Raw genomic sequence first — 22,444 nt, 5'->3', positions numbered from 1 at the left:
CTGTAAACCTTGCGTTATCGTCGAAATCGTGATCGGCCGCACCATACGGGCGACCGATCGCGAATCTGGATGTCGGGGGACATCCGTCGAAGGTCCGCGACTGGTAACGCGCGGACATTCCTGTCAGCAAAGGGGATATTCATGCATCGCAAGCTTCTCGCAAGCGCCATCTGTGCTTCGCTGGTCCTGCCCTTGTGGGCGAACGCTGCCAAGGCGCAAAGCCAGGACGGCAGCAGTTCCAGTCAGGACACCACTCAAACCGATCAATCCAGCAGCCAGGCAAACGAGAAGAATGCCACGAAGCTGAAGAGCATCCAGGTCACCGGCTCCCTGCTGCCACGCTCACAGATCGAGACGGCCACGCCGACGATCCAGATCACGGCCGAAGACATCACCAAGCAGGGTTTCACCACCGTTGCCGATGCCCTGCAAGCCTTGCCGCAAGCCACGGGTTCCGTGCAAGGGGCGCAGTTCTCGGGCGGCTTCACCCAGGGCGCGCAGACCATCAGCCTGCTCGGTCTCGATCCCGGCTTCACCCTGTTCCTCATCGACGGCAAGCCGATGGCTGACTACCCCCTGCTGTACAACGGCTCGGGGAATTTCGTGGACATCTCAACGATCCCGATGGCGATGGTCGACCACATCGACATCGTTCCCGGCAACCAGTCTGCGATTTACGGCTCCAGCGCGATCGCCGGCGTGGTGAACATCATCCTGAAGCAGCACGTCCAGGGCGTCACCATGAACCTGCGAGGCGGCGGCTTCAGCGAAGGCGGCGGTGGCAGCCAGCGCTTCCAGCTTACCGGCGGTCACGATTGGGAAAAGGCCAAGCTGACCTACAGCCTGGAATTGCGCAATCAGCGTCCGATCTATCGTTACCAGCGCCGCTGGTTCGATTCCAACAACGACCGTCCGGGCCTGGCCGCCGGCCAGAGCCGGCCGGCGCTGGACTACTTGCTGGTCGACCTGTTCTACGACCAGATCGGCACCGATCAATTCTTCGTGCCGGGGGGCAAGGCCAGTTGTGACCGGGTGGCGGGCGGCTCCGACAACACCACCGTCTATGCGACGGATGCTGCCGGCCGCGGCAATTTCTGCGGCAGTCCGAATTCGCCTGCATATTCCACCATCATGAATGGTGCAAAGGCTGGCACGGGCTATCTGAACTTCTCGTACGACATCTCACCGAATGCTCAGTTCTATGCAAACGGCCTGTTGAACGTGAGCAAGACCGATTATTACGTCGGAACCAACTATACCTGGTGGGGGTCCGGCCAGGATTACGGCGTAATTTACGGTGCCAACGTCGACAACGGCTCTGCCGACGACGGCCCCGGCTCCTTCATCCAGACCCAGTACACCATCGACAGCTCCGCCAATGGCATTGGCAACGCGGCCAATGAAACGGATCTCAACCGCTCCTACGTTGCCAACGTGGGTTTCCGCGGCACGTTCGGTGATTCCGATTGGGCCTACGATGCCTACTACCACCGCTCCGACAACGTGATCACCACCCGCCAGTTGCACCTGGTGGCCGACAAGGTCGACAACTACTTCCTGGGTGACCAGATCGGTTACGACCCGGTCTTCGACTACTACCCGGTGTTCAACCTCAACCTCGATCGCTTCTATTCGCTGATGACGCCCGAGGTCTATAACTCCCTCAGCGAACAGATCCGCACCCGATCACACACCTACACCCAGGAAGTGACCGGCACGGTCACCAACACGAACTTGTTCGATCTGCCTGGTGGCTCGGCGGGACTGGCAGTGTTGATGCAGTACGGCAATCAGAAGTGGGAGAACCCGACGGATCCGCGGCTGATCAACGGCTACTTCTGGGGCCTCACCGGTACCCAGGGCGAGGGCACGCGAGATCGCTATGCCGCCGCCACGGAGTTGAGCCTGCCGGTAACCACCTGGCTGACTGCCAGCGCGTCGGCCCGCTATGACACTTACAAGGCCGCCGGCCGCACCGACTCGAAAGCTACCTTCAAGATGGGGCTGGAATGGCGCCCGGTCGATACCCTGCTTGTCCGCGGCACCTACGCTACCGCGTTCCGCGCACCGGACATGGCAGGCCTGTTCCAGGGCGAGAGCGGCTTCTACACCAACGTGGTGGATTACTACCGCTGCCGCGTGGAAGATGGCGACCAGTTCGACGTCGACACCTGCCCGTACAACAACGAGCAGGTTCAAGGCAGCCAGGCAGGCAACAAGAACCTGAAGAACATCACGGCGAAGTCGCTGACTGGCGGCATCGTGTGGTCGCCCAGTTCGAACTTCAACATTCACGCCGACTACTATCGGGTCAACATCAGCAACGAGGTGTCCCAGCGCAGCATCAACGGCATCCTGTCTCTGGAGGCCGACTGCCGGCTTGGTCACACCATCGGCGGGTCGCCAGTGGATATCAACTCGCCGCGTTGCGTAGAGGCACTGGCGTTGATTGACCGCAACAACGATCCTGCAAATCCGCTGCAGTCGGGCATCAACAGCGTGAGCACCTATCCGATCAACATCTCCCAGGAAAAGGTGACTGGTGCCACGGCCGGTGCGCAATACCACTGGGATGCCGGTCGTTTTGGCGACTTCAATTTCTCGGCTGACTACAACGTCACCCTGGATCACACCTACCAGCAGTACCCGGGTGATCCGACGCTGGATCTGCTCTCGTACCGCACCTTCCCCCGAGAGTTCAAACATCGCGAAAGTGCCACCATCAACTGGACCAAGGGCCCAGTGAGCACCACGCTCTACGGTCTTCGCAACGGTCCGACGATGAACTACAAGGAAACCGGCACCGTGGGCCCGTGGATCACCTACAACGCGAGCATCCAGTTGCAGGTGAACGACGAAGTGAAGGTATCGCTGATCTCCAACAATCTGCTGAACAAGCGGCCACCGCGTGACAGCACCTACACCGCCTACCCGTTCTACGACGGCTTCAACTACAACGGCTACGGTCGCTCGATCTTCGCCGAGCTTGAGTGGAAGCTGTTCTGACGACAACTCACCCGCTGCAAAGAAGAAGGGTCGGCTCGTGCCGGCCCTTCTTCTTTGGTTTCGCGTGCGGTGGCGTATAGTCGCAACCCGGAGAATTTGAGCAGAACAAGGAGGATGCGCATGAAATTTCGACTGCAATTCGCCAGCTTGCTGTTGAGTGCCAGCGTCGGTTGCACCCTCGCAGCCACCGGAACACCGGTTGTCGACCAGGACATGCGCGATACCTTGCGTGCCATGAGCGATGCATCCACCTGGGGACATCCCGACCAGTTCGGCCAGTACGCAGGCATGCAGCGCTACGCCAAGGGAGAATACGCCGACGCGTTGAAGTACTTCCTGATCGGTGCGAAGTACGCCGACAAGCTTTCGCAACTGAGCATCGGGCTGATGTACCTGCATGGCGACGGCGTCGCTACGAATCTGATACTCGCCTATGCATGGACCGCAGTCTCCGCGGAACGGGGCTATCCTCAGTTCGTGGCAACACGTGACCGGATATGGGCGTCGCTGACGCCATCGCAGCAAGTCGAGGCCATAAGGGCCCAGACGATCATCACCGCCGAGTACGGCGACAGCGTGGCCAAGCCGAGGATGACTCGCGAACTCAACTACTGGCGTACGCAGATGACCGGCTCGCACATCGGTTTCGACAGCGGGGTGCAGCACGTGGACAAGGCCATGCTATCCGGCGGCGTACCTAGCGCGAACTGTGCTCGCCGTACCCTGGGCAACGTTCCGATCGCCGGATGCGGCGGCGACGTGTACGCGAGATGGCGCTGGGATCCAAAAACCTACTACTCGGTCGTGGATTCGAACTGGAAAGGGAAGGTTACCGTCGGCGACGTGCAGCCAGTGACGGTTCCGCCGACCAGGAATGCTGTCCGGACGCCAGCAGATGGACACATCGACGGAAAATGAGGCATCTGCTGTGTCGGCATGCATTCACGCCAGCCAGGCAGCACTGCCGGATCAGAGCAATACCGGCCGGTTGGGCAACTCGTCGGGACGGGCCCCCTCATTCCCGGGAAAATGACGTTCCAGCAACTCGCTTGCCGCAGCGATGCCGGCAAGACTGCCCGCGCGCCAGTCGCCACCGGCATAGCACTCGCGCATGCGCGCGCAGATCGCGCTCCATTCTTCGGCCGGGACCTTCGCCGCGATGCCGCGGTCGGCGACGACCTCGATGCGATGCTCGGCCATCAGCACGTAGAGCAGCACGCCGCAATTGTGCTCGGTGTCCCACACACGCAGCTGCGTGAACAGCTGCCGCGCGCGGGTCGGTGCGTCGAGGCCGCCCAGCACGTCCGCCAGTGCCAGTCGCGACTCGACCGCAAAACGGATCTCGCCCAGGTGGGTGCGTTCGCCCGCCGCGATCGCCGCGGCCATCTCGTCCAGCAAGGCTGGCGAAAAGCGGCGTGACAGGCGAAACCAGTCACCGGACAGATTCAGCCACAGCCGTCGCATGCGCTCCATCACCAGCTCCCCGAGGAACCGCCGCCGCCGAAGCTGCCGCCGCCACCGCTGAAGCCGCCGCCAAAACCGCCACCGGAGCTTCCCCCGCCCCAACCTCCGCCGCCAAGCCCGCCCCAGCCGCCACCGCCGATCGAACGGCCGGCGCCGGCCGGGAGCAGCATCAGCACGCCGCCGACCAGCGCGCCGATCAGGCCTGCACCCACCGAGATCAGCAGCCACAGCAGGCCGCCGATCGCCAGCGCACCCAGCGACGCACGCAGCCATGCCGGGGCGCGTGCGAAGATCCCGCGCAGGAACAGTGCCGCGAACACGGCAATCATCAGGCCGGTCTGCAGGTCGAGGCCGCCATGTTCGCCCGCGGGCGAACCGCGGACCGGCGGCGGCAGCGGTTCGCCATTGATCAGCTGGGTCAACGCACCGACTGCGTCGCTGATGCCGCCGAAATAATCGTTGCCGCGGAATTTCGGCGCGATGTATTCGCGGATGATCCGGGCCGTGGCTGCGTCAGGGATCGCGCCCTCGAGGCCGTAGCCCACTTCGATGCGTACCCTGCGATCGTTCCTGGCGATCAGCAAGAGCACGCCGTCATCGGTGCCCTTGCGGCCGATCCCGTTGGCCTCGGCCACCGCCAGCGAATAGCCTTCGATGTCCTGGTCGCCGGTGCTGCCGACCATCAGCACCACCAGTTGGGCGCCCTTGGCCTTTTCCAGCGCCACCAGCTGCGCGTCGAGCTGGTCGACCTGCTGCGCGCTCAGCGTGCCGGTGAGGTCGGTGACATGCCGCGCCAGCCTCGGCACGGCATCCGCCGCGTACAGCCCGGCCTGCAGCAGCAGGAGCAGCACCAGCAGCCAGTGGCGAGACCGGCGCCCGGCCGTCATCAGTGCGTCGCCGCTGGCGCCGGTGCGGTGGTGCCGAAGTCGACCTTCGGTGCCGTGGAAATGGCCTGTTCGTTCTGCACGCTGAAGTTCGGCTTGACCTGGTAGCCGAAGATCTTCGCGGTCATGTTGTTGGGGAAGGTGCGGATCATGCTGTTGTATTCCTGCACCGTCTGCACGTAGCGGTTGCGCGCCACGGTGACCCGGTTCTCGGTGCCTTCCAGCTGCGCCTGCAGGTTCTGGAACAGGCCGTCGGCCTTCAGCTGCGGGTAGTTCTCGCTGACCACCATCAGCCGCGACAGCGCATTGCCCAGCTCGCCCTGGGCGGCCTGGAACTGCTGCAGCTTCTGCGGATCGTTGAGCGAGTCGGCGTTGACCTGCAGGCTGCCCACCTTGGCACGGGCCTCGGTCACCTCGACGAAGACCTTCTCCTCGTGCTGGGCGTAGCCCTTGACCGTGTTGACCAGGTTCGGCACCAGGTCGGCACGCCGCTGGTACTGATTGAGCACTTCGGACCAGGCGGCCTTGACCGCCTCGTCCTGCTTCTGGATGGCGTTGTAGCCGCAGCCCGACAGCATGACCACGAGCAACAGCAATACGAGATGACGCAGGGTCTTCATGGATGGCTCCGATCCGTTGCAGGATTCATTCGATCATCCCATGCGTGACACTGCCACCGTGTCGGCACGGAGTGAAGGGACAGCTAGCCGAGCCAGCGCGGCAGCAGGATCAGCGCCCAGCTCAGCACCACCAGCATCAGCAGCACGAACACCGCGGCCGAGCCCATGTCCTTGGCCCGCCCGGCCAGTTCGTTGAATTCCGGGCTGACCTTGTCGACCACCGCCTCGATCGCCGAGTTCAGCAGCTCGGCCGACAGCACCAGCAACGGGGCCAGGATCAGCGCGAACTTCTCCAGGCCGCCATGGCCCAGCCACAGGCCCAGCGGCACCATCACGATGGCCAGGCAGGCTTCCAGGCGAAAGGATGCCTCGTGCTTCCAGCCGGCGCGCAAGCCCTTCATCGACCAGCGGAATGCGTTCCAGACCTGCTTCGGACCACGAAAACCTTCGGCGGCCATCAGCGGACCCGCCATCCGGCCGGTGGTCGCTGTCGTGACAGGGTGACATCGGGTTGAGGCATGGTGGGCCGGGCTCCGGGAAGCGGTGATGGCGGGCGTCTGATGATGCCACAAGCGGCCAGCGGCATACGGCCGCTGCGCCCTCCCAAGCACCTGCGGCAGGTACCTGTCATGTCGCAGTGCAGCTACACCCTGCCGACGGATGGGTTAGGCTTCGTCGGTTGTGGTCCGTTCAGGATCACAAGCCGAAGGCGCGTGCCAGCACGTCGCCATGGTCTGAAACCCGCACGGAAAATCTATGGCAACCCAGAACCCGCCCGTCTCGCAGACGAAGTCCTTCAGTACCGTCTTCCTGATCGAAATGTGGGAGCGCTTCGGCTTCTACGGCATGCAGGTGTTGATGGTCACCTACATGGTGAAGAAGCTCGGCTTCGTCGACAGCAAGGCCAACCTGATCTGGGGCGCCGCCGCGGCGCTGATCTACGCGACGCCGGCCATCGGTGGCTGGGTGGGTGACAAGCTGATCGGCACGCGCCGCACGATGCTGATCGGTGCCGTCGTGCTTGCGCTGGGCTACGCGATGTTGTGGATCCCGACCAACAACGCCTACTTTCTGTACGTGGCGCTGGGCGTGATCATCGTCGGCAACGGCTTCTTCAAGCCGAACGCCGGCAACCTCGTGCGAAAGATCTACGAGGGCGACGACACCAAGATCGACAGCGCCTTCACCATCTACTACATGGCGGTGAACATCGGCTCGACCATCTCGATGCTGCTGACTCCGTGGATCCGCGATTACGTGGGCGCGAAGTATGGCGACGCCTGGGGCTGGCACACCGCCTTCGGCGTCTGCGCGATCGGCCTGGTGCTGGGCCTGATCAACTACTCGCTGATGTACCGCACGCTGCAGCACATCGGCTCGCCGGCCGACGACGAGCGGGTCGACTTGAGGAAGCTGGGGCTGCTGGCTCTGGCGGCCATCGGCATGGTCTTCGTGTCGGCCTTCATCCTGCAGAATGAAATGGTGGCGCGGATCTGCGTGTATGCCGCCGGCGTGGTGATCCTGGGCATCTTCATCCACCTGATCCGCAGCAGCGAACATCATGAGCGGGCCGGCCTGGTCGCCGCCCTCGTGCTGGTCGCGCAGACGATCTTCTTCTTCATCTTCTACCAGCAGATGTCGACCTCGCTGAACCTGTTCGCCCAGCGCAACGTCGACCTCTCGTTCGACCTGTTCGGCTGGCACCTGTTCAACTGGATTCCCGAGCAGTTCCAGTCGCTCAACGCGATCTGGATCGTGCTGCTGAGCCCGGTGCTGGTGTTCATCTACAACAGCATGGGCAGGGTCGGCAAGAATCCGTCGGTGGCCGCGAAGTTCGCCTGGGGTTTCGCCGCGGTGGCGATCGGATTCTTCATTTACGGCGTGGGCGCCCGCTTCGCGGTGAATGGCCAGGTGTCGTCGTGGATCATGGTGTGGGGTTACGGCCTGTACTCGCTGGGCGAGCTGCTGGTCAGCGGCCTGGGCCTGGCGATGATCGCCCGCTACGTGCCGGCGCGCATGGGCGGCTTCATGATGGGCGCGTACTACGTGGCTTCCGGCATCTCGCAGTACCTGGGCAGTGTGGTGGCGAACTTCGCCAGCATCCCCACCGACATCAAGGACCCACTGGTGTCGCTGCCGATCTACACCTCGCTGTTCAACAAGCTCGGCCTTGCCGGCGTGGGCTGCACGGTGATCGCCATCGCGATGCTGCCGCTGATGAGCAAGCTGTCGGCCAGCCACTCCGATGCGGCGACCAACAACAAGCCGCTGCCGCCGGTGCACAGCGAGGAATACAACACGCCGTAAACGAAGCATGGAAACCCGCCGCGCAGCTCGGCGGGTTTCGTCCGAACAGATTCAGCCAGGAAGATCGCCATGCCTCACCGGTCCGCCCAACGCATCGGCCCGTTTGCATTGACGCGGACGCTGGCCTGGCTGCGGATCTGCGCCATCGCCGGGCAGAGCACGGCGGTGCTGGTCTGCGCGCTGTGGATGCATTTGAACGTGCCGCTGCTGCCCCTGCTGATCGGCATCGGCGTGCTGGCGGTGTTCTCGGTATTCGCCGCCTGGCGGCTGACCCAGCCGTGGCCGCTCGGCGAGTGGGAGGCGGTGGGACACATCGCCTTCGACACCCTGGTGCTCGGCTACCTGCTGTATTTCAGCGGCGGCGCCAGCAATCCGTTCATCACCCTGCTGCTGGTGCCGATCGCCTTGAGCGCAGCGGCACTGTCGGCGCGGGCGGTGCTGGCCGTGGCGGCGCTGGCAGGCATTGCGTACGTGCTCCTGCTCTACCGGCATGTGCCGCTGCCGATGTCGGTGCACGGGGACTCGCCGAACCGCTTCTCGCTGCACGTCGCCGGGATGGGCGTGAACTTCGTGATCAGCGCGGTGCTGCTGGGCTTTTTCATCAGCCGGCTGGCCCGCGTGCTGCGCTTGCAGCAGCTCGAAGTGCAGCGGATACGCGAACGCGCCCTGCGCGACGAAGGCATCCTGGCCATCGCTACCCAGGCCGCCGGCGCGGCGCACGAACTCAACACGCCGCTGTCGACGATGCGCACCCTGCTGCCGGAACTGCGCCGCGAACATGCCGGCGAGCCCACGCTGTCCGAAGACCTCGAGCTGCTCGAAAGCCAGGTCGATCGCTGCCGCACGATACTTCGCGAGATGGTCGCGTTCGGCAAGGCGCAGCTGTCGCAGGAACCGGAGCGGCTGCGGCTGGACCAGTTCATCCACGGCTGCCTGGAGCGCTTCCAGTTGCTGCGGCCGGAAGCCGAGCTGACGGTGACACTCGATCCGGAACTGGCCGGCACCGTCCTGCGTACGCCTCCGGGGCTTCGCCATGCGCTGATCAACCTGCTCAACAACGCCGTCGACGCCTCGGCTGCCAATCGGTCCGACGCGATAGCCCTGGAGGTTTCGCGCGACGGATCATGGCTGCAGTTGTGCGTGCGCGATCACGGCCCGGGCTTCGATGATGATCCCGAGATCACCGCGCTGGGGCATTCGCACAAGCAGACCGGGCTGGGCATCGGCCTGGCGCTGGCCGAAGCCACTGCGGAGCGACTCAACGGCGAGCTGGTCGCCGGCAATACCGGACACGGCGCCCGGGTCTGCCTGCGCCTGCCGCTGGCGGTGATCGCCGAAAAATAGCCCGGCGTGCGTGCAAGTCGCGCCGCTTCCGGCAAGAATGGGCGCTGGATCACCATCAGGAACCCCCGCGATGACCGAGTTGCCCCAAGCCGCCACGGCACGTCCGCTGCTGCTGGTCGACGACGATGTGACCTTCCTGCGCGTGCTGGCGCGTGCGCTGGGCTCACGCGGCTTCGAGGTGATCACCGCCAGCAATTTCGACGAGGCCCGCGCCCTGACGCGCCGGCACCATCCGCGCTACTGCGTGCTCGACCTCAAGCTGGGCGAGGAAAACGGCCTGCGCCTGATCCCCGAACTGCATACCCTGGTGCCCGACCTGCGCGTGCTGCTGCTGACCGGCTACGCCTCGATCGCCACCGCGGTGGAGGCGATCAAGCGCGGCGCGCACGACTACCTGGCCAAGCCGGTCGACGCCGACGCCGTGGTGCGCGCCCTGCTCGACGGCGACAGCGACGCCGATGACGCCGACTTGCCCGACACGCCGGAACAGCCGCTTGCCCTGCGCCGACTGGAGTGGGAACACATCCAGCGCGTGCTGACCGAATGCGACGGCAACATCTCCGAGACCGCCCGCCGCCTCGGCATGCACCGCCGCACCCTGCAGCGCAAGCTGAGCAAGCACCCGGTGCGAGAACGCCCCGACCGCGAGGACTGATCGCGAAGGCTGATCGCGAGGACTGACGTCCAGGCGGTCATCGAAATGCCAGCGCAGGCATTGCCCGCCGCTACTCCCGGAATTGCAGGAACCGGCGGACCGCGTCCGCCCTGCGTGCCGCCGGCACCTTTCGCCGCGCCCGCGCATCTCATGGCCGCCCCCGCTGCGACAACGCGCCATCTTTCGCGTGGCCGACAGCGGACTATCCTTGCAACTCTAGACCCCCATCCAGAGTATCGCTTGAACGCCATCCCGTTCGGCCTTTGCGCACTTGCCGCTGCCGTGGTCGCCGGCCCCTCGCCGGCTGCCGACGTTCCGCTGCAAACCACCACCCTCACGCCGGTCTCGGTGCACGCCAGCGACACCATGGTGACGGAAACGCCTAGCGTGCAGGTTCGCGTCACTCGCCAGAAGCTGCAGCAGCAGAACGTCACCGAAAGCGCCGACGCGTTGAAGTACGCGCCGAACATGATGGTGCGCAAGCGCTACATCGGCGATCCGAACGCGGTGATCAGCGGCCGCAACGCCGGCACCCTGCAAAGCGCACGCAGCCTGGTCTATGCCGACGGCCTGCTGCTGTCCAACCTGATGACCAACGGCTGGGATGGCGCACCGCGCTGGGGCATGGTGGCACCGCAGGAAGTCGGCGCCGTCGACATCCTGTACGGCCCCTACTCCGCGCTGTATCCGGGCAACTCGCTGGGCAGCACCGTGCTGATCCACACCGTGCTGCCGCAGCGGCTGACCGCCAGCGTGAGCACCCAGTTCTTCAGCCAGGACTACCACGACGCATACGGCGCCGGCGGCCACTACAACGGCCACCAGGCCGCCGCCACGCTGGGCAACAGGCAGGGCCGCTGGAGCTGGCTGCTCGAATACAGCCGACTCGACAACCGCGGCCAACCGATGCAGTACGCCACGGCCAGGGCCGGTGGCAACCCCGCCCTGGCCGTGCCGGTAACCGGCGCCACCGCTGATCGCAACCCGAACGGCAGCGCGCGGCTGGTCTACGGCGCCAACAGCATCGAACACACCGTGCAGGACCAGGCCAAGCTGAAAGTGGGCGTCGACCTGAGCGAGCACGTCGCAGCGCTGTTCACCGTGGGCTGGTGGCACAACCGCGCCGAGGACTTCACCCGCAGCCTGATCCGGGATGGCCACGGCAACCTGGTCAATGGTGGCGTCATCAGCGCAGGCGGGCAGACCTGGACGCTGCCGGCCAGCGGGCTGGCGCCGTCCTCGGCCAGCGACACGCACATGCTGTACGGCATCGAGTTGAACGGCCATCTCGACAACGGCTGGCGCTGGACCGCGGTAGCCAGCCACTACGACTTCCTGCGCTCGCTGGCCGGCAGCGCGAACAACGCCGAACCCGGCCGGCCCGTCAACGGCCCGGGCACGGTCGCCAACAAGGCCGGCTCGGGCTGGGACACCCTCGACCTGCGCAGTTCCGGTCCCATCGGCGATCGTCACATGCTGTACGCCGGCATCCATGCCGATCGTTACGTGCTGGACAGCCAGCTGCGCAACGCCAGCCACTGGCTGGGCGATGCCGACGGCGCGCGGGTCAGCGCGTTCGGCGGTCGCAGCCAGACCCGCGCGCTGTATCTGCAGGATGTGTGGAGTTTCGCCGACGCATGGGCGCTGACCCTGGGCGGCCGGCTGGAACAATGGCGGGCCTACGACGGCCTGCGCGGCAACGGCAACACCGCGTTGCGCTACGCCGACCGCCAACGCACCGACTTCTCGCCCAAGGCCGCGCTGAGCTGGGACTTCGCCGAAGACTGGGAACTGCGACTGGCCCATGGCAAGGCGGTGCGCTACCCAACCGTGAACGAACTGTTCCAGGGCAGCCTGTCGGCCAATGCGATCGTCAACAACAACCCGGACCTCCGGCCCGAGATCGACGAATCCACCGACCTCACGCTGAACCGCCACCTGGAAAACGGCCACTGGCGCATTTCGCTGTACCAGGACCGCATCGCCGATTCGCTGTACTCGCAGACCGACATCACCGTCACCCCCACCGTGACCAGTGTGCAGAACATCGACTGCATGCGCAGCCGCGGGCTCGAGGGCGAGATCACCCTCACCGACCTGTGGTTGGACGGACTCGACGTGCAGGCCAGCGTGGCCTTCAACCACGCGCGCACCCTGGACGACAGCCAGTATCCGCTGGCCAACGGCAAGGTGTTTCCGCGCATCCCGAAAATCCGCGCCAGCGTGTTCGCCGACTACCGCTTCGCGCCGCAATGGGACGCCTCGCTGGGCATCCGCCATTCCGGCCGCCAGTACGGCACGCTGGACAACAGCGACCACATCGACAGCTACGGCGCGGTGAGCCGCTTCACCGTGGCCGACGCCCGGCTGCGCTGGTCCTTTGCGCACGGCTGGACCGCCGCGCTCGGCGTCGACAACCTGACCAACGAACGTTACTGGGTCTACCATCCGTACGCTGGCCGCACCTGGTTCGGCGAGCTGCGCTGGGAGTTGTGAAGAGCTGTCGGACCCCGCGCGCGATACTCCCTCCCCTGCTCGCAGGGGAGGGTTGGGGTGGGGTCGCTCTTGATCGCCAAAGTCAAAAGCACCCCCTCCCAACCTCCCCCTGAAAGCAGGGGGAGGAGCAAAACCCGAGGAGCATTCATGCGCCACCTGCTGATCACCCTGCTCTGCCTGCTCTCGCCCGCCCTATCCGCCCACGACGGCATGCACATGGACATGCCCAGGGGCCCCGAGCTTGGCGCCAGCGCCGCGTTCGACAGTCATGGTCGGCTGTACGTGGTGGACGCGGCGGACGGTCACGTGCGGCTGCGCCACTCCGATGACGACGGCCGCACGCTGAGTGCGCCGATCGAGGTGAACGCCGTGGCGGAACGCATCTACGCCGAAGGCGAGAACCGGCCGAAGCTCGCGTTCGGTCCCCACGACGCGATCTACGTCAGCTGGTCGCAGCCGCGCACCGCACCGTGGACCGGATTCGTGCGCTTCGCCCGTTCGACGGATCGCGGCGAGCATTTCAGCGAACCGCTGACCGTGCACCACGACCGCGCGGAGATCACCCACCGCTTCGACGCGCTGGCGGTCGACGGCAAGGGCCGCATCGTGATCGCCTGGATCGACAAGCGCGACCTGGTCGCCGCCGACGCCGCGAACAAGCCCTACCTCGGCGCCGCGGTCTACTACAGCTGGTCGGAGGACGGCGGCGCCAGCTTCTTGCCCGAGCGCAAGCTGGTCGACCAGAGTTGCGAATGCTGCCGCATCGCGCTGGCGCGCAGGCCCGACGGGCACGTCGCAGCGTTCTTCCGCAGCATCTACGGCGACAACATCCGCGACCACGCCTATGCCGTGCTGCGCACGGATGGCCAGGACAGCACGGTCCGGCGTGCCACCTTCAGCGAGTGGCATATCGCCGGCTGCCCGCACCACGGCCCCGGCCTGGCGATCGGCGCTGACGGTGTCCGCCACGCGGTGTGGTACGAGGCGAAGAGCGCGCCCACGATCCACTACGGCCAGCTCGACCGCGGCCACCCACCGCAACACGCGACGACGATCGCCGCCGCCGGCGCCAGCCACGCCGACGTGGCCGTGCACGGCCATACCGTGTGGGTGGTGTGGAACCAGGTCGGCGCGGATGGCTACACGCTGATGCTGCGCCGCTCGACCGACAACGGCGCGCACTTCGACGCGGAACGCGCCATCGCGCACAGCGGCGGCGCGGTCGGCTCACCGCAGTTGCTGACGAAGTCGGGCCAGGCCTTCGTGGCCTGGAACACGGCGCAGGGATTTCGCCTGATCGGTGTTGCACCATGAAGCGCCTGCTGCCGCTGCTGTTCCTGCTGTTGCCCGCGCTGGCCTGCGCCGGTTCGCTGCAGCCGCTGGCCGCCAATGACGTCGCCACCCTGCTTGAGCCACCGGCGCACGGCGAACGCATCATCGCGCTGTGGGCCCTCGATTGCGCCTACTGCGAACCGAACCTGCAGGCGCTGGCCAGGCTGCGCGACCAGCATCCCGACGAGATCGAGCTGGTGCTGGTGACCACCGACGGCATCGAGCAGGCCGCGACGATCGAGGCGCGCCTGCACGGGATGAAGATGGACGGCTATCCGAACCGCGCCTACGCCGAAGCGTCGCCCGAACGCATCAACTTCCTGCTCGACCCGCACTGGGGTGGCGAGACACCGCGCGTGCTGGTGATCCGCGCCGACGGCAGCCGGCTCGGCATCAGCGGCGCGCTGACGCCCGCGCAGCTGGACAAACTTCGGTAGCGCCAACCCCGCCAGCCTCGGGCGGCAACATGCTACGGCTGGGCGACGCTGTCGGCCGGAGCCGGCTCGGGGATCTCGGTGGTGCCATCGTCCTCGTCGCCGTACAGCGCCACGTGCGGCACGCCGTCGGCGCCGATCCAGCCGCGGTACATGCCATCGGTGTTGAACGGGATCGAGATGTGGCCTTCCGCATCCAGCGCGATCGCGCCGCCGTTGCCGCCCATCGACGGGATTTCCTGGTTGATCACCTCGGCGGCGGCGCGCTTCAGCGGCACGCGCATCTGGGTCACCTTCATGCAGATCTCGTGCGCGGCCACGGTGCGGATGTAGAACTCGCCCCAGCCCGTACCGGACACCGCGCAACCCGAGTTGGCATAAGTGCCGGCGCCGATGATCGGCGAATCGCCGATGCGGCCCCAGCGCTTGTCGGTCATGCCGCCAGTGGAGGTGCCGGCAGCCAGGTGGCCCTGCGCATCCAGCGCCACCGCGCCCACGGTGCCGAAATGTCTGGCCGTCTCGACGTCCGCATGCGGCTGCTTCGCGGCATCCTCCTTCAACGCCTTCTGCAACTGCTGCCAGCGCTCCTCGGTGCGGAAATAGGCGGGATCGACCAGGGTGAAGCCCTGCTCCTGCGCAAACGCCTCGGCGCCATCACCGGAAAGCATCACATGGGGCGAATGCTCCATCACCGCGCGCGCCAGCAGGATCGGATTCTTCACCCGCCGCACCCCGGCCACCGCGCCGGCACGCAGCGTATAGCCGTCCATGATTGCCGCATCCAGCTCGTTCCTGCCGTCATGGGTGAACACCGCGCCCTTGCCGGCGTTGAAGTTCGGATCGTCCTCCAGCACGGTCAGCGCGGCGGCCACCGCGTCCAGCGCCGGCTTGCCCGCCTTGAGCTCGGCGTAGCCGTTCTGCAAGGCCTGCGTCATCGCCGCGCGTACCGCCTGCTCCCTGGCCGGCGTCATGTCGCGCTTGATCACCCCGGCACCGCCGTGGATCACCAGGACGGGTGACACGGCGGCGTGGCTCATGGCGGTGATTCCGATGGCTGCAAGGGCGGCAAACAGATGACGCGATTTCACGACACACTCCCGGACGGTGACCCGGCGAGTATAGCCATCCTTCCACCTCACTTCGGCGCGAAGTGCACCCGTTTTTTGCCCTCCAGCTCAACCTTCACGCCGGCAAGGTTGGCCACCCGCTGCAATGCCGTGCCGGCCGGCATGTCGTTGAACGACAGCGTCACGGCACCCTGCCCCAGCGCGTCCGGATTGACGAGAGTCCAGCCCGCCTTCTTTGCGATCGATTCCGCCACAGCGCGCGTGGTGCCGTTCGTGATGTGCTCGGTCACCCTGATCGGCGATGCCTCGGCGAGCACCTGGGCCGGGCAGCCAGCCTGGGGCGTGATGTCGATGACATAAGCCTGCTTGCCGTCCACGCCCTTGCCCGTGGCGTGCAAGGTCTGTCCCAACGCGCCGCGCAACCGGCTATGCGCAAGCGACGCGGTGCCGATGCTGCCCACCGCCAGATCGATGCGCAGCTGACCATCGACAGGCACGGCGGTTGCTTCCACCATCACTCCACCCACGCTTGCCGTCGCCGTCTTGCCCGGCAGCGTGCACAGCGCCATCGCCGCTGTTTCCGCATGACGCTTGTGTCCGTCGTCGGTCGACAATTCGACCTGCATGTCGAGCTGGTACTGCGTTCCCGCGACTGGCGGATTCGTGTGCGTCGCCGGCGGTGCGCTGGCGGCATAGACCGAACCGCCCACGATGATGGCGAGAGCGAAACCGGCGACGGCCCCAACCTCCTGGCAACGACGGTTCGGCGAAGACTGTTTCAACATGGCAATACGCTCCGTGAGTGGATGACGGGGGGACCAGGCGCAACCCACCGGCACCGCGAATGCGGCCGACTGGGTCTTCAACATCGCGTTCGCATAGCAGCGCCGCTGCTCGCCGTGGTCGCGCAGCACGGCGGCGTCGCAGGCCAGTTCCTGGTCGTGGCGAAGTACAGAAAGCGCCCACCAGGCCAGCGGGTGGAACCAGAACAGCGCGACCGTCAGCTGGGCGAACAGGCACCACCAGCCATCGTGGCGGCGCGCATGCGCCGTCTCGTGCGCGAGGATCAGCATGCGTTCGCTGGCGTCGTAGCGCTGTTCGAAATCCGCCGGCAGCACGATGCGCGTGCGCCAGGCGCCGACCAGGGCCGGGCCGACATCCCTGCCGACGGCCCGCAATACGGGCCAGCGCGACGAAGAGACGGGCATGGCGGTAGCTCCGCGCAGGCAGCGCCGGTAGCGCTGCTGCATCAGCGCGGCCAGCACCAGACTGCACACGCTGCCGGCGATCCAGGCCAGCATCGCAAGGACGCGCCAGTCGATGGCGCCGGACCGGGCCACGTATCCCGGCAGTACGGTCGCCGCCGAGGTGATCGCGATCACCACCGGCGACAACACCACGACCGGCGCTTCAGCCGCATGCGGCAGCTGGCTGGCCAGCATCGCCAATGGCGGCAACAGCCACAGCTGGAACGCCCGCTCGGCGCCGAACAGTCGGCGGCATGGCCGGCGCAGCAGGGCGGCCACCAGCACGGCGACGGTGAAGGCGAGGATCAGCAACCAGCCACGCCCGAGCCATTCGATCGCGGCTTCACTGTTCATCGTCGAGCTCCTTCAGCAGCTTGCGCAATTCGGCGATGTCCTTCTTCGACAGCTTGCGCTGCTCGGAGAAGTGCGCCACCAGCGGTGCCACGCGACCGCCGAACAGGCGGTCGAGCAGGCCCTTGCTCTCCTGCTGTACGTACTGCTCGCGGCTCAGCAGCGGCGTATAGAGGTAGCGGCGGCCGTCGCGCTCGGCGTGCACGGCCTTCTTGCGCAGCAGGCGGTTCAGCAGGGACTTCACCGTGCCTTCCTGCCAGCTTTGCGCCGGGCCGACCTCGGTGAGGATTTCTTCGGCGGTACGTGGCGCTTCGCGCCACAACACGTCCATCACGACGGCTTCGGCTTCGCTGATTGCCATGGGTCACCGTTTACATGTGTAAGTGATTTGATGTTTACACGCGTAATTGATGGCGTCAAGCCTGTTTCGCCCGGACGGGAGCCGCTTCGCCGCAGCGCAGGAACCCGATGCAGGGTTCGCCGCAACGATGCGGTTCCGATGAGAACGCGCGGGCCTCGGACCTTGGTACAAGGTCGACCCGGCGCAATCCGTCGTATCCTTGTCAGCTGACTCTCCCTGCAGGAAGGCACAGCAATGGACAAGGTTTATCCCAGCGCCGCAAACGCCCTTGATGGTTTGTTGTTCGATGGCATGACCATCGCGGCCGGCGGTTTCGGCCTGTGCGGCATCCCCGAGAACCTGATCGGCGCGCTGCTCGAAGCCGGCACCAAGGAGCTCACCATCGTCGGCAACAACGCCGGCGTGGACGATTTCGGCATGGGCCCGCTGCTGAAGACGCATCAGGTAAAGCGCGTCTACGCGTCGTACGTTGGCGAGAACAAGGAATTCGAGCGACAGACGCTGGCCGGCGAACTCGAACTGCACCTGACCCCGCAGGGCACGCTGGCCGAGAAGCTGCGTGCGGGCGGTGCCGGCATCCCCGGTTTCTACACGCGCACCGCGTTCGGCACCAAATTGGCCGAGGGCAAGGAGACCAAGGTGTTCGGCGGCAAGGAATACGTGCTGGAGGAATCCATCACCGCCGACCTGTCGATCGTGAAGGCGTGGAAGGGCGACGCGCATGGCAACCTGGTGTTCCGCGAGACCGCGCGCAATTTCAACCCGATGATCGCCACCTGCGGCAAGGCCTGCGTGGCGGAGGTCGAGCACCTGGTGCCGGTGGGCGAGCTGGACCCGAACAACATCCACGTGCCGGGCATCTACGTCGACCGCATCGTGCAGGGCGCGAAGTACGAGAAGCGCATCGAGTTCCGCACCCTCGCCGGCGTGGTCGGCGCGAAGGAAAGCCCGATCCGCGTGGCGATGGCCAAGCGCGCGGCGCAGGAGCTGCAGGACGGCTTCTACGTGAACCTTGGCATCGGCATCCCCACCATGGTGGCGAACTACATCCCCGACGGGGTCAACGTCACCCTGCAGTCGGAGAACGGCCTGCTCGGCATCGGCCCGTTCCCGACCGAGGACCAGCTCGATCCCGACCTGATCAACGCCGGCAAGCAGACCATCACCACCCTGCCCGGCTCCAGCTTCTTCTCCAGTGCCGATTCGTTCGCGATGATCCGCGGCGGCCACATCGACCTGTCGATCCTTGGCGGGCTGGAAGTCTCCGCGCACGGCGACCTGGCCAACTGGATGGTGCCGGGCAAGATGGTCAAGGGCCCGGGCGGCGCGATGGATCTGGTCAGCGGCGTCAAGCGCGTGGTGGTGCTGATGGAGCACTGCGCGAAGGACGGCTCGCCGAAGATCAAGGACCAGTGCGAGCTGCCGCTGACCGGCAAGCAGGTGGTCGACCTGATCATCACCGACCTGTGCGTGTTCGCGGTGGAGAAGGGCAAGGGCCTGACCCTGCTCGAACTCAACGAAGGCGTGAGCCTGGATGACGTGAAGGCGAAGACGGGTTGCGCGTTCGACGTGGCGCTGTCGACCCCGTAATGACCAGGCGAGGCGGGAACGACCCGCCTCGCTGCTGCGGACATGCCGGTGTTCGCCTACACGCCGGCTTCCGCCACCTCGGCAGGCAGCGGATGCGGAAAGCGGATACTCGCCACGTTTTCCCTGCCGGGCAAAGTCTGCAGTTCCAGCGACCAGGCGAAACGGTCGCTGATCCGTTGGGCGATGGCCAGTTCGAAACCGTGCCGATCCACGTTTTCCACCGGCGGGGAATGGGCGGGGCCCGTTTCCAGCACCTCGGCATGGTTGCGCACGCTGATCATCCCCGGCAGCACGCTGATCACCACCCGGCCCTGCTCGGTCTGCTGGGACGCGTTGCGGATCAGCTGCCAGCACAACACCGACAAGGCCTGTGGCGAGCCCTGCAGGGCGAACCGCGCAGGCTCTTCCAGCAGCAATTCGATCGGCCGCCCCGACAGCATCTCGCGGGCGGCCTCCAGTTCTTCCTGCAGGACGTCGTTGACGATGAAATGACGATCGTCCATCGGGCTGTCCGCTTCGCGTGCCAGCACCAGCAGGGCCTCCACCAGGACTTCCATCTCGCGCGTGGCGCGCTTGATGCGGCGCACCGAGCGGTTGCCGAAGTCGCTCAGCCCTTCTTCCTCGGCCAGCATGTCGACCGACATCTTGATCACGGTGAGCGGGCTGCGCAATTCGTGGCTGGCGTCACGGGTGAAGTTGCGCTCGCGCTGGTTGTAGTTGGCCAGGCGCACGGCGAAGCCGTGCAACCCGCGGGTAAGTGAGGCCACATCTGCATCGGTATGCGCCGACAACTGTTCCACCCGCAGCAGCCCGGGATCGGGCGACTGGCCGTCCCAGCGATTCACCACGCGTGCCAGCGCCCGCACCGGCCGCCATTCACGCCGGGTGATGAACCAGGCCAGCGCGGTGATCACCACGATCACCGCAATCACCAGGGGCGTGGAAACCACGTTGTACATGCCCAGCACGCAGACGAAGACCACGGTCACGAACTGCAAGGCGAAAACCATGGCAATGCGTCGACGGAACGCACCCGTGGGCGTTGAGGCCATGGTGACCCGGCTATCCATTACCTGTACTTGCCATCTCAGTCATGGCCATCTCTGTCACGCTCATCCCGGGTCACGCCGTCTCGGGTGAGGAGGCGACTTCGGATTCCAGATCCGCGAGGCGATAACCTGCCGAATGGATGGTGTGTAACAGGGGGCGCGCGAAGGGTTTGTCGATGACCCGGCGCAGGTTGTACAGATGCGAACGCAAGGTGTCGGAATCGGGCAGCGTATCGCCCCAGATCTCGCGCTCGATGTCCCGTCGACTGACCACGCGGGGCGACTCGCGCATCAGGATCGCCAGCAGTTTCAGGCCGATCGGCGAGACGGTGAGCTCCTGGCCCTCGCGGGTCAGTTGCAGGGTGGCGGTATCCAGCGTCATGTCGCCCACCGTGAGCACTTCGGTAGAGACCTGGCGACGGTCGCGGCGGATCAGGGCGCGTACCCGGGCTTCCAGCTCGCGCACCTCGAACGGCTTGACCAGGTAGTCATCGGCCCCGGCTTCCAGCCCGGCCAGCTTGTCCTCCAGCGTGTCGCGCGCGGTCAGCATCAGCACCGGGGTGGACTTCTTGGCCTCCTTGCGCAGCTTGCGGCAGACCTCCAGCCCGTCCAGGCCCGGCAACATCAGGTCCAGCACGAGCACGTCATAGCTGTTGGCCACCGCCAGGTGCAGGCCGCTGACCCCATCGGCTGCGTAATCGACGGAATAGCCACGGCGCTCGAGAAATTCGCCGACCATCTCGGCGATCTGGCGGTTGTCTTCCACCAGCAGAATCAGGCCCGCTTGCTCGTCGTGTACGGTCATGTCGTCGATCCCCATCCGTGATTTCACATAAGTGAAGATGAAAGCGGCGTCGGGGTGAGGGTAATGTGAAACGAACGGCGACGATTCAGAGACCGTTGGGTTTGGCTTCCCCGCGCAGCAGCGGTTCCAGCTGTTGCCACACGGTGTCGAGCACCTGCGGCTGGGCCGCCGCCACCGGATGCATGCCGTCAGCCTGCATCTTCGCCGGGTCGAGTGCGATGCCTTCCAGCAGGAACGGCACCAGCGCCGTGCCGCGGCTGTGCGCGAGCTCGGCATAGATCGCTCGCAGGCCATCGCGATATTGCGGTCCGTAGTTCACCGGCAGCTCGATGCCGACCAGCAGCACGCGCACTTTCGCCTGCTGTGCCGCCGCGATCATCGCGTCGAGATTGGCGCGCAGCGCGGGCAACGGCAGGCCACGCAGGCCGTCGTTGGCGCCCAGTTCAAGCACCAGCACGCCGGGGCGGTACTTCTTCAGCAGGGTCGGCAGGCGGTTGCGTCCGCTCAATGACGTCTCGCCGCTGATGCTGGCATTGACCGCGGTCCATTTCGGCACCATGGTGGACAGACGCGCATCCAGCAGATGCACCCAGCCGGACTCGACCGGGATGTTGTGCGCGGCAGACAGTGAATCACCCAGGACCAGCACGGTGTTTGGCGTGGCGGCCTGCGCCGTGCCGAGCCAACCGAACAACAACCCGCCGCACAACCACCAGCAAAGGCTTCGACGCATGAGTGATTCTTCCCGACCGCTGCTTGAAGCCCGCGATGTTAGCAAGTCGGTCGATGGCCCCGAAGGAAGGCTGGACATCCTCGACAAGGTCAGCCTGCAGATTCGCCCCGGCGAAAGCTTCGCCATCGTGGGTGCCTCCGGTTCCGGCAAGACCACCCTGCTCGGACTGTTGGCCGGACTGGACACACCGGACAGCGGCGGCGTCGTGCTGGACGGCCATGCGCTGCAGACGCTGGACGAGGAAGCCCGCGCCGACCTGCGCCGGCGGCTGGTCGGCTTCGTGTTCCAGTCGTTCCATCTGCTGCCGGCGCTGACCGCCGAGGAGAACGTGATGCTGCCGCTGGAGCTGGAGGGCGCGAGCGACGCGCGCTCCCGCGCCCGCGACGCGCTGGAAGCGGTAGGACTGGGCTCGCGCCGCCGGCACTACCCCGCACAGCTCTCCGGTGGCGAGCAGCAGCGCGTGGCGATCGCCCGTGCCTTCGTCCACCGCCCCCGCGTGCTGTTCGCCGACGAACCCACCGGCAATCTCGACCAGCGCACCGGCCACCACATCTGCGATCTGTTGTTCGCCCTGAACCACGACCACCACACCACCCTGGTGCTGGTCACCCATGACGCCACGCTGGCCGCACGCTGCGATCGGCGCATCGAGCTGGAAGAAGGGCGGGTGCTGGCCAGCTCCGGAGAAGCCGCATGAAT

At 65.8% G+C, this 22,444-nt stretch carries 20 protein-coding genes; 10 read left to right on the top strand and 10 right to left on the bottom strand.

The window, feature by feature from the left end:
* Positions 1 to 69: 69 nt before the first annotated feature.
* Both ABNK63_RS04335 and ABNK63_RS04330 read left to right on the top strand, forming a co-directional pair.
* A complete protein-coding gene (locus tag ABNK63_RS04335) occupies positions 70 to 3,006 on the top strand; it encodes a TonB-dependent receptor (RefSeq protein ID WP_350016795.1) in 2,937 nt (978 codons plus the stop codon).
* Between the two features lie 120 nt (positions 3,007 to 3,126).
* Positions 3,127 to 3,924 carry a sel1 repeat family protein gene (locus tag ABNK63_RS04330; protein WP_007809555.1) on the top strand — a complete coding sequence of 266 codons (798 nt, stop codon included), beginning with the start codon at positions 3,127 to 3,129 and terminating at the stop codon, positions 3,922 to 3,924.
* Between the two features lie 51 nt (positions 3,925 to 3,975).
* On the opposite strand, the gene ABNK63_RS04325 is transcribed toward ABNK63_RS04330, so the two are convergent.
* The 4 genes from ABNK63_RS04325 to ABNK63_RS04310 form a co-directional block, all read right to left on the bottom strand.
* Complete coding sequence (locus tag ABNK63_RS04325; protein WP_007809557.1) at positions 3,976 to 4,479, bottom strand: TPM domain-containing protein; 504 nt, start codon at positions 4,477 to 4,479, stop codon at positions 3,976 to 3,978.
* Positions 4,479 to 5,357, bottom strand: coding sequence for a TPM domain-containing protein (locus tag ABNK63_RS04320; RefSeq protein WP_350016794.1), 879 nt, complete (start codon positions 5,355 to 5,357; stop codon positions 4,479 to 4,481). Before ABNK63_RS04320 ends, ABNK63_RS04325 begins: the two co-directional genes overlap by 1 nt.
* Positions 5,357 to 5,974, bottom strand: a complete 618-nt coding sequence (locus ABNK63_RS04315; RefSeq protein WP_350016793.1) for a LemA family protein — start codon at positions 5,972 to 5,974, stop codon at positions 5,357 to 5,359. Before ABNK63_RS04315 ends, ABNK63_RS04320 begins: the two co-directional genes overlap by 1 nt.
* Positions 5,975 to 6,057: 83 nt before the next feature.
* On the bottom strand, positions 6,058 to 6,432 hold the full coding sequence (locus ABNK63_RS04310) for a diacylglycerol kinase (protein WP_083846007.1): 375 nt from the start codon (positions 6,430 to 6,432) through the stop codon (positions 6,058 to 6,060).
* Between the two features lie 298 nt (positions 6,433 to 6,730).
* Here ABNK63_RS04310 and ABNK63_RS04305 point away from each other — a divergent pair, with 298 nt between their 5' ends.
* From ABNK63_RS04305 to ABNK63_RS04280, 6 genes are all read left to right on the top strand, one after another.
* Positions 6,731 to 8,281 carry an oligopeptide:H+ symporter gene (locus ABNK63_RS04305; protein WP_007809564.1) on the top strand — a complete coding sequence of 517 codons (1,551 nt, stop codon included), beginning with the start codon at positions 6,731 to 6,733 and terminating at the stop codon, positions 8,279 to 8,281.
* A 69-nt stretch (positions 8,282 to 8,350) separates the two neighbouring features.
* The gene (locus ABNK63_RS04300; protein WP_007809566.1) at positions 8,351 to 9,625 is read left to right on the top strand and encodes an ATP-binding protein; all 1,275 of its coding nucleotides are present in this window, start codon (positions 8,351 to 8,353) and stop codon (positions 9,623 to 9,625) included.
* A gap of 70 nt (positions 9,626 to 9,695) precedes the next feature.
* Positions 9,696 to 10,280, top strand: a complete 585-nt coding sequence (locus ABNK63_RS04295) for a response regulator transcription factor (protein ID WP_007809567.1) — start codon at positions 9,696 to 9,698, stop codon at positions 10,278 to 10,280.
* Between the two features lie 240 nt (positions 10,281 to 10,520).
* Positions 10,521 to 12,776 carry a TonB-dependent receptor gene (locus ABNK63_RS04290; protein WP_350016792.1) on the top strand — a complete coding sequence of 752 codons (2,256 nt, stop codon included), beginning with the start codon at positions 10,521 to 10,523 and terminating at the stop codon, positions 12,774 to 12,776.
* Positions 12,777 to 12,923: 147 nt separating this feature from the next.
* Complete coding sequence (locus tag ABNK63_RS04285; RefSeq protein ID WP_350016791.1) at positions 12,924 to 14,090, top strand: sialidase family protein; 1,167 nt, start codon at positions 12,924 to 12,926, stop codon at positions 14,088 to 14,090.
* Complete coding sequence (locus ABNK63_RS04280) at positions 14,087 to 14,545, top strand: hypothetical protein (RefSeq protein WP_350016790.1); 459 nt, start codon at positions 14,087 to 14,089, stop codon at positions 14,543 to 14,545. The genes ABNK63_RS04285 and ABNK63_RS04280 overlap by 4 nt, the downstream gene beginning before the upstream one ends.
* 32 nt (positions 14,546 to 14,577) lie before the next feature.
* Here the strand turns inward: ABNK63_RS04280 and ABNK63_RS04275 are convergent, their stop codons facing one another.
* The 3 genes from ABNK63_RS04275 to ABNK63_RS04265 all read right to left on the bottom strand — a co-directional run bounded on the left by ABNK63_RS04275 (position 14,578) and on the right by ABNK63_RS04265 (position 17,568).
* Positions 14,578 to 15,579, bottom strand: coding sequence for an isoaspartyl peptidase/L-asparaginase (locus ABNK63_RS04275; RefSeq protein WP_350016789.1), 1,002 nt, complete (start codon positions 15,577 to 15,579; stop codon positions 14,578 to 14,580).
* A gap of 98 nt (positions 15,580 to 15,677) precedes the next feature.
* Positions 15,678 to 17,210: a M56 family metallopeptidase gene (locus tag ABNK63_RS04270; RefSeq protein ID WP_350016788.1), complete on the bottom strand. Its 1,533-nt coding sequence runs from the start codon at positions 17,208 to 17,210 to the stop codon at positions 15,678 to 15,680.
* A complete protein-coding gene (locus ABNK63_RS04265; protein WP_350016787.1) occupies positions 17,200 to 17,568 on the bottom strand; it encodes a BlaI/MecI/CopY family transcriptional regulator in 369 nt (122 codons plus the stop codon). The genes ABNK63_RS04270 and ABNK63_RS04265 overlap by 11 nt, the downstream gene beginning before the upstream one ends.
* A gap of 234 nt (positions 17,569 to 17,802) precedes the next feature.
* On the opposite strand from ABNK63_RS04265, the gene ABNK63_RS04260 reads away from it, so the two are divergent.
* Positions 17,803 to 19,158 (top strand): 3-oxoacid CoA-transferase, encoded by a 1,356-nt coding sequence (locus ABNK63_RS04260; protein WP_350016786.1) that lies wholly within the window; start codon positions 17,803 to 17,805, stop codon positions 19,156 to 19,158.
* A gap of 56 nt (positions 19,159 to 19,214) precedes the next feature.
* On the opposite strand, the gene ABNK63_RS04255 is transcribed toward ABNK63_RS04260, so the two are convergent.
* From ABNK63_RS04255 to ABNK63_RS04245, 3 genes are all read right to left on the bottom strand, one after another.
* Complete coding sequence (locus tag ABNK63_RS04255) at positions 19,215 to 20,210, bottom strand: HAMP domain-containing sensor histidine kinase (protein ID WP_350016785.1); 996 nt, start codon at positions 20,208 to 20,210, stop codon at positions 19,215 to 19,217.
* Positions 20,211 to 20,280: 70 nt separating this feature from the next.
* Positions 20,281 to 21,012 carry a response regulator transcription factor gene (locus ABNK63_RS04250; RefSeq protein WP_007809585.1) on the bottom strand — a complete coding sequence of 244 codons (732 nt, stop codon included), beginning with the start codon at positions 21,010 to 21,012 and terminating at the stop codon, positions 20,281 to 20,283.
* 85 nt (positions 21,013 to 21,097) lie between these two features.
* On the bottom strand, positions 21,098 to 21,745 hold the full coding sequence (locus tag ABNK63_RS04245) for an arylesterase (protein ID WP_350016784.1): 648 nt from the start codon (positions 21,743 to 21,745) through the stop codon (positions 21,098 to 21,100).
* Between ABNK63_RS04245 and ABNK63_RS04240 the strand changes: the two genes are divergently transcribed.
* A complete protein-coding gene (locus ABNK63_RS04240; RefSeq protein ID WP_007809590.1) occupies positions 21,744 to 22,442 on the top strand; it encodes an ATP-binding cassette domain-containing protein in 699 nt (232 codons plus the stop codon). The genes ABNK63_RS04245 and ABNK63_RS04240 overlap by 2 nt on opposite strands.
* Positions 22,443 to 22,444 lie beyond the last annotated feature (2 nt).

Origin of the sequence: Rhodanobacter sp. IGA1.0, from assembly GCF_040208325.1 — a bacterium.
Classification (GTDB): Bacteria; Pseudomonadota; Gammaproteobacteria; order Xanthomonadales; family Rhodanobacteraceae; genus Rhodanobacter; species Rhodanobacter spathiphylli.
Note: the sequence above shows the minus strand (reverse complement) of the source record. Positions and strands in the feature narration are given on the sequence as shown.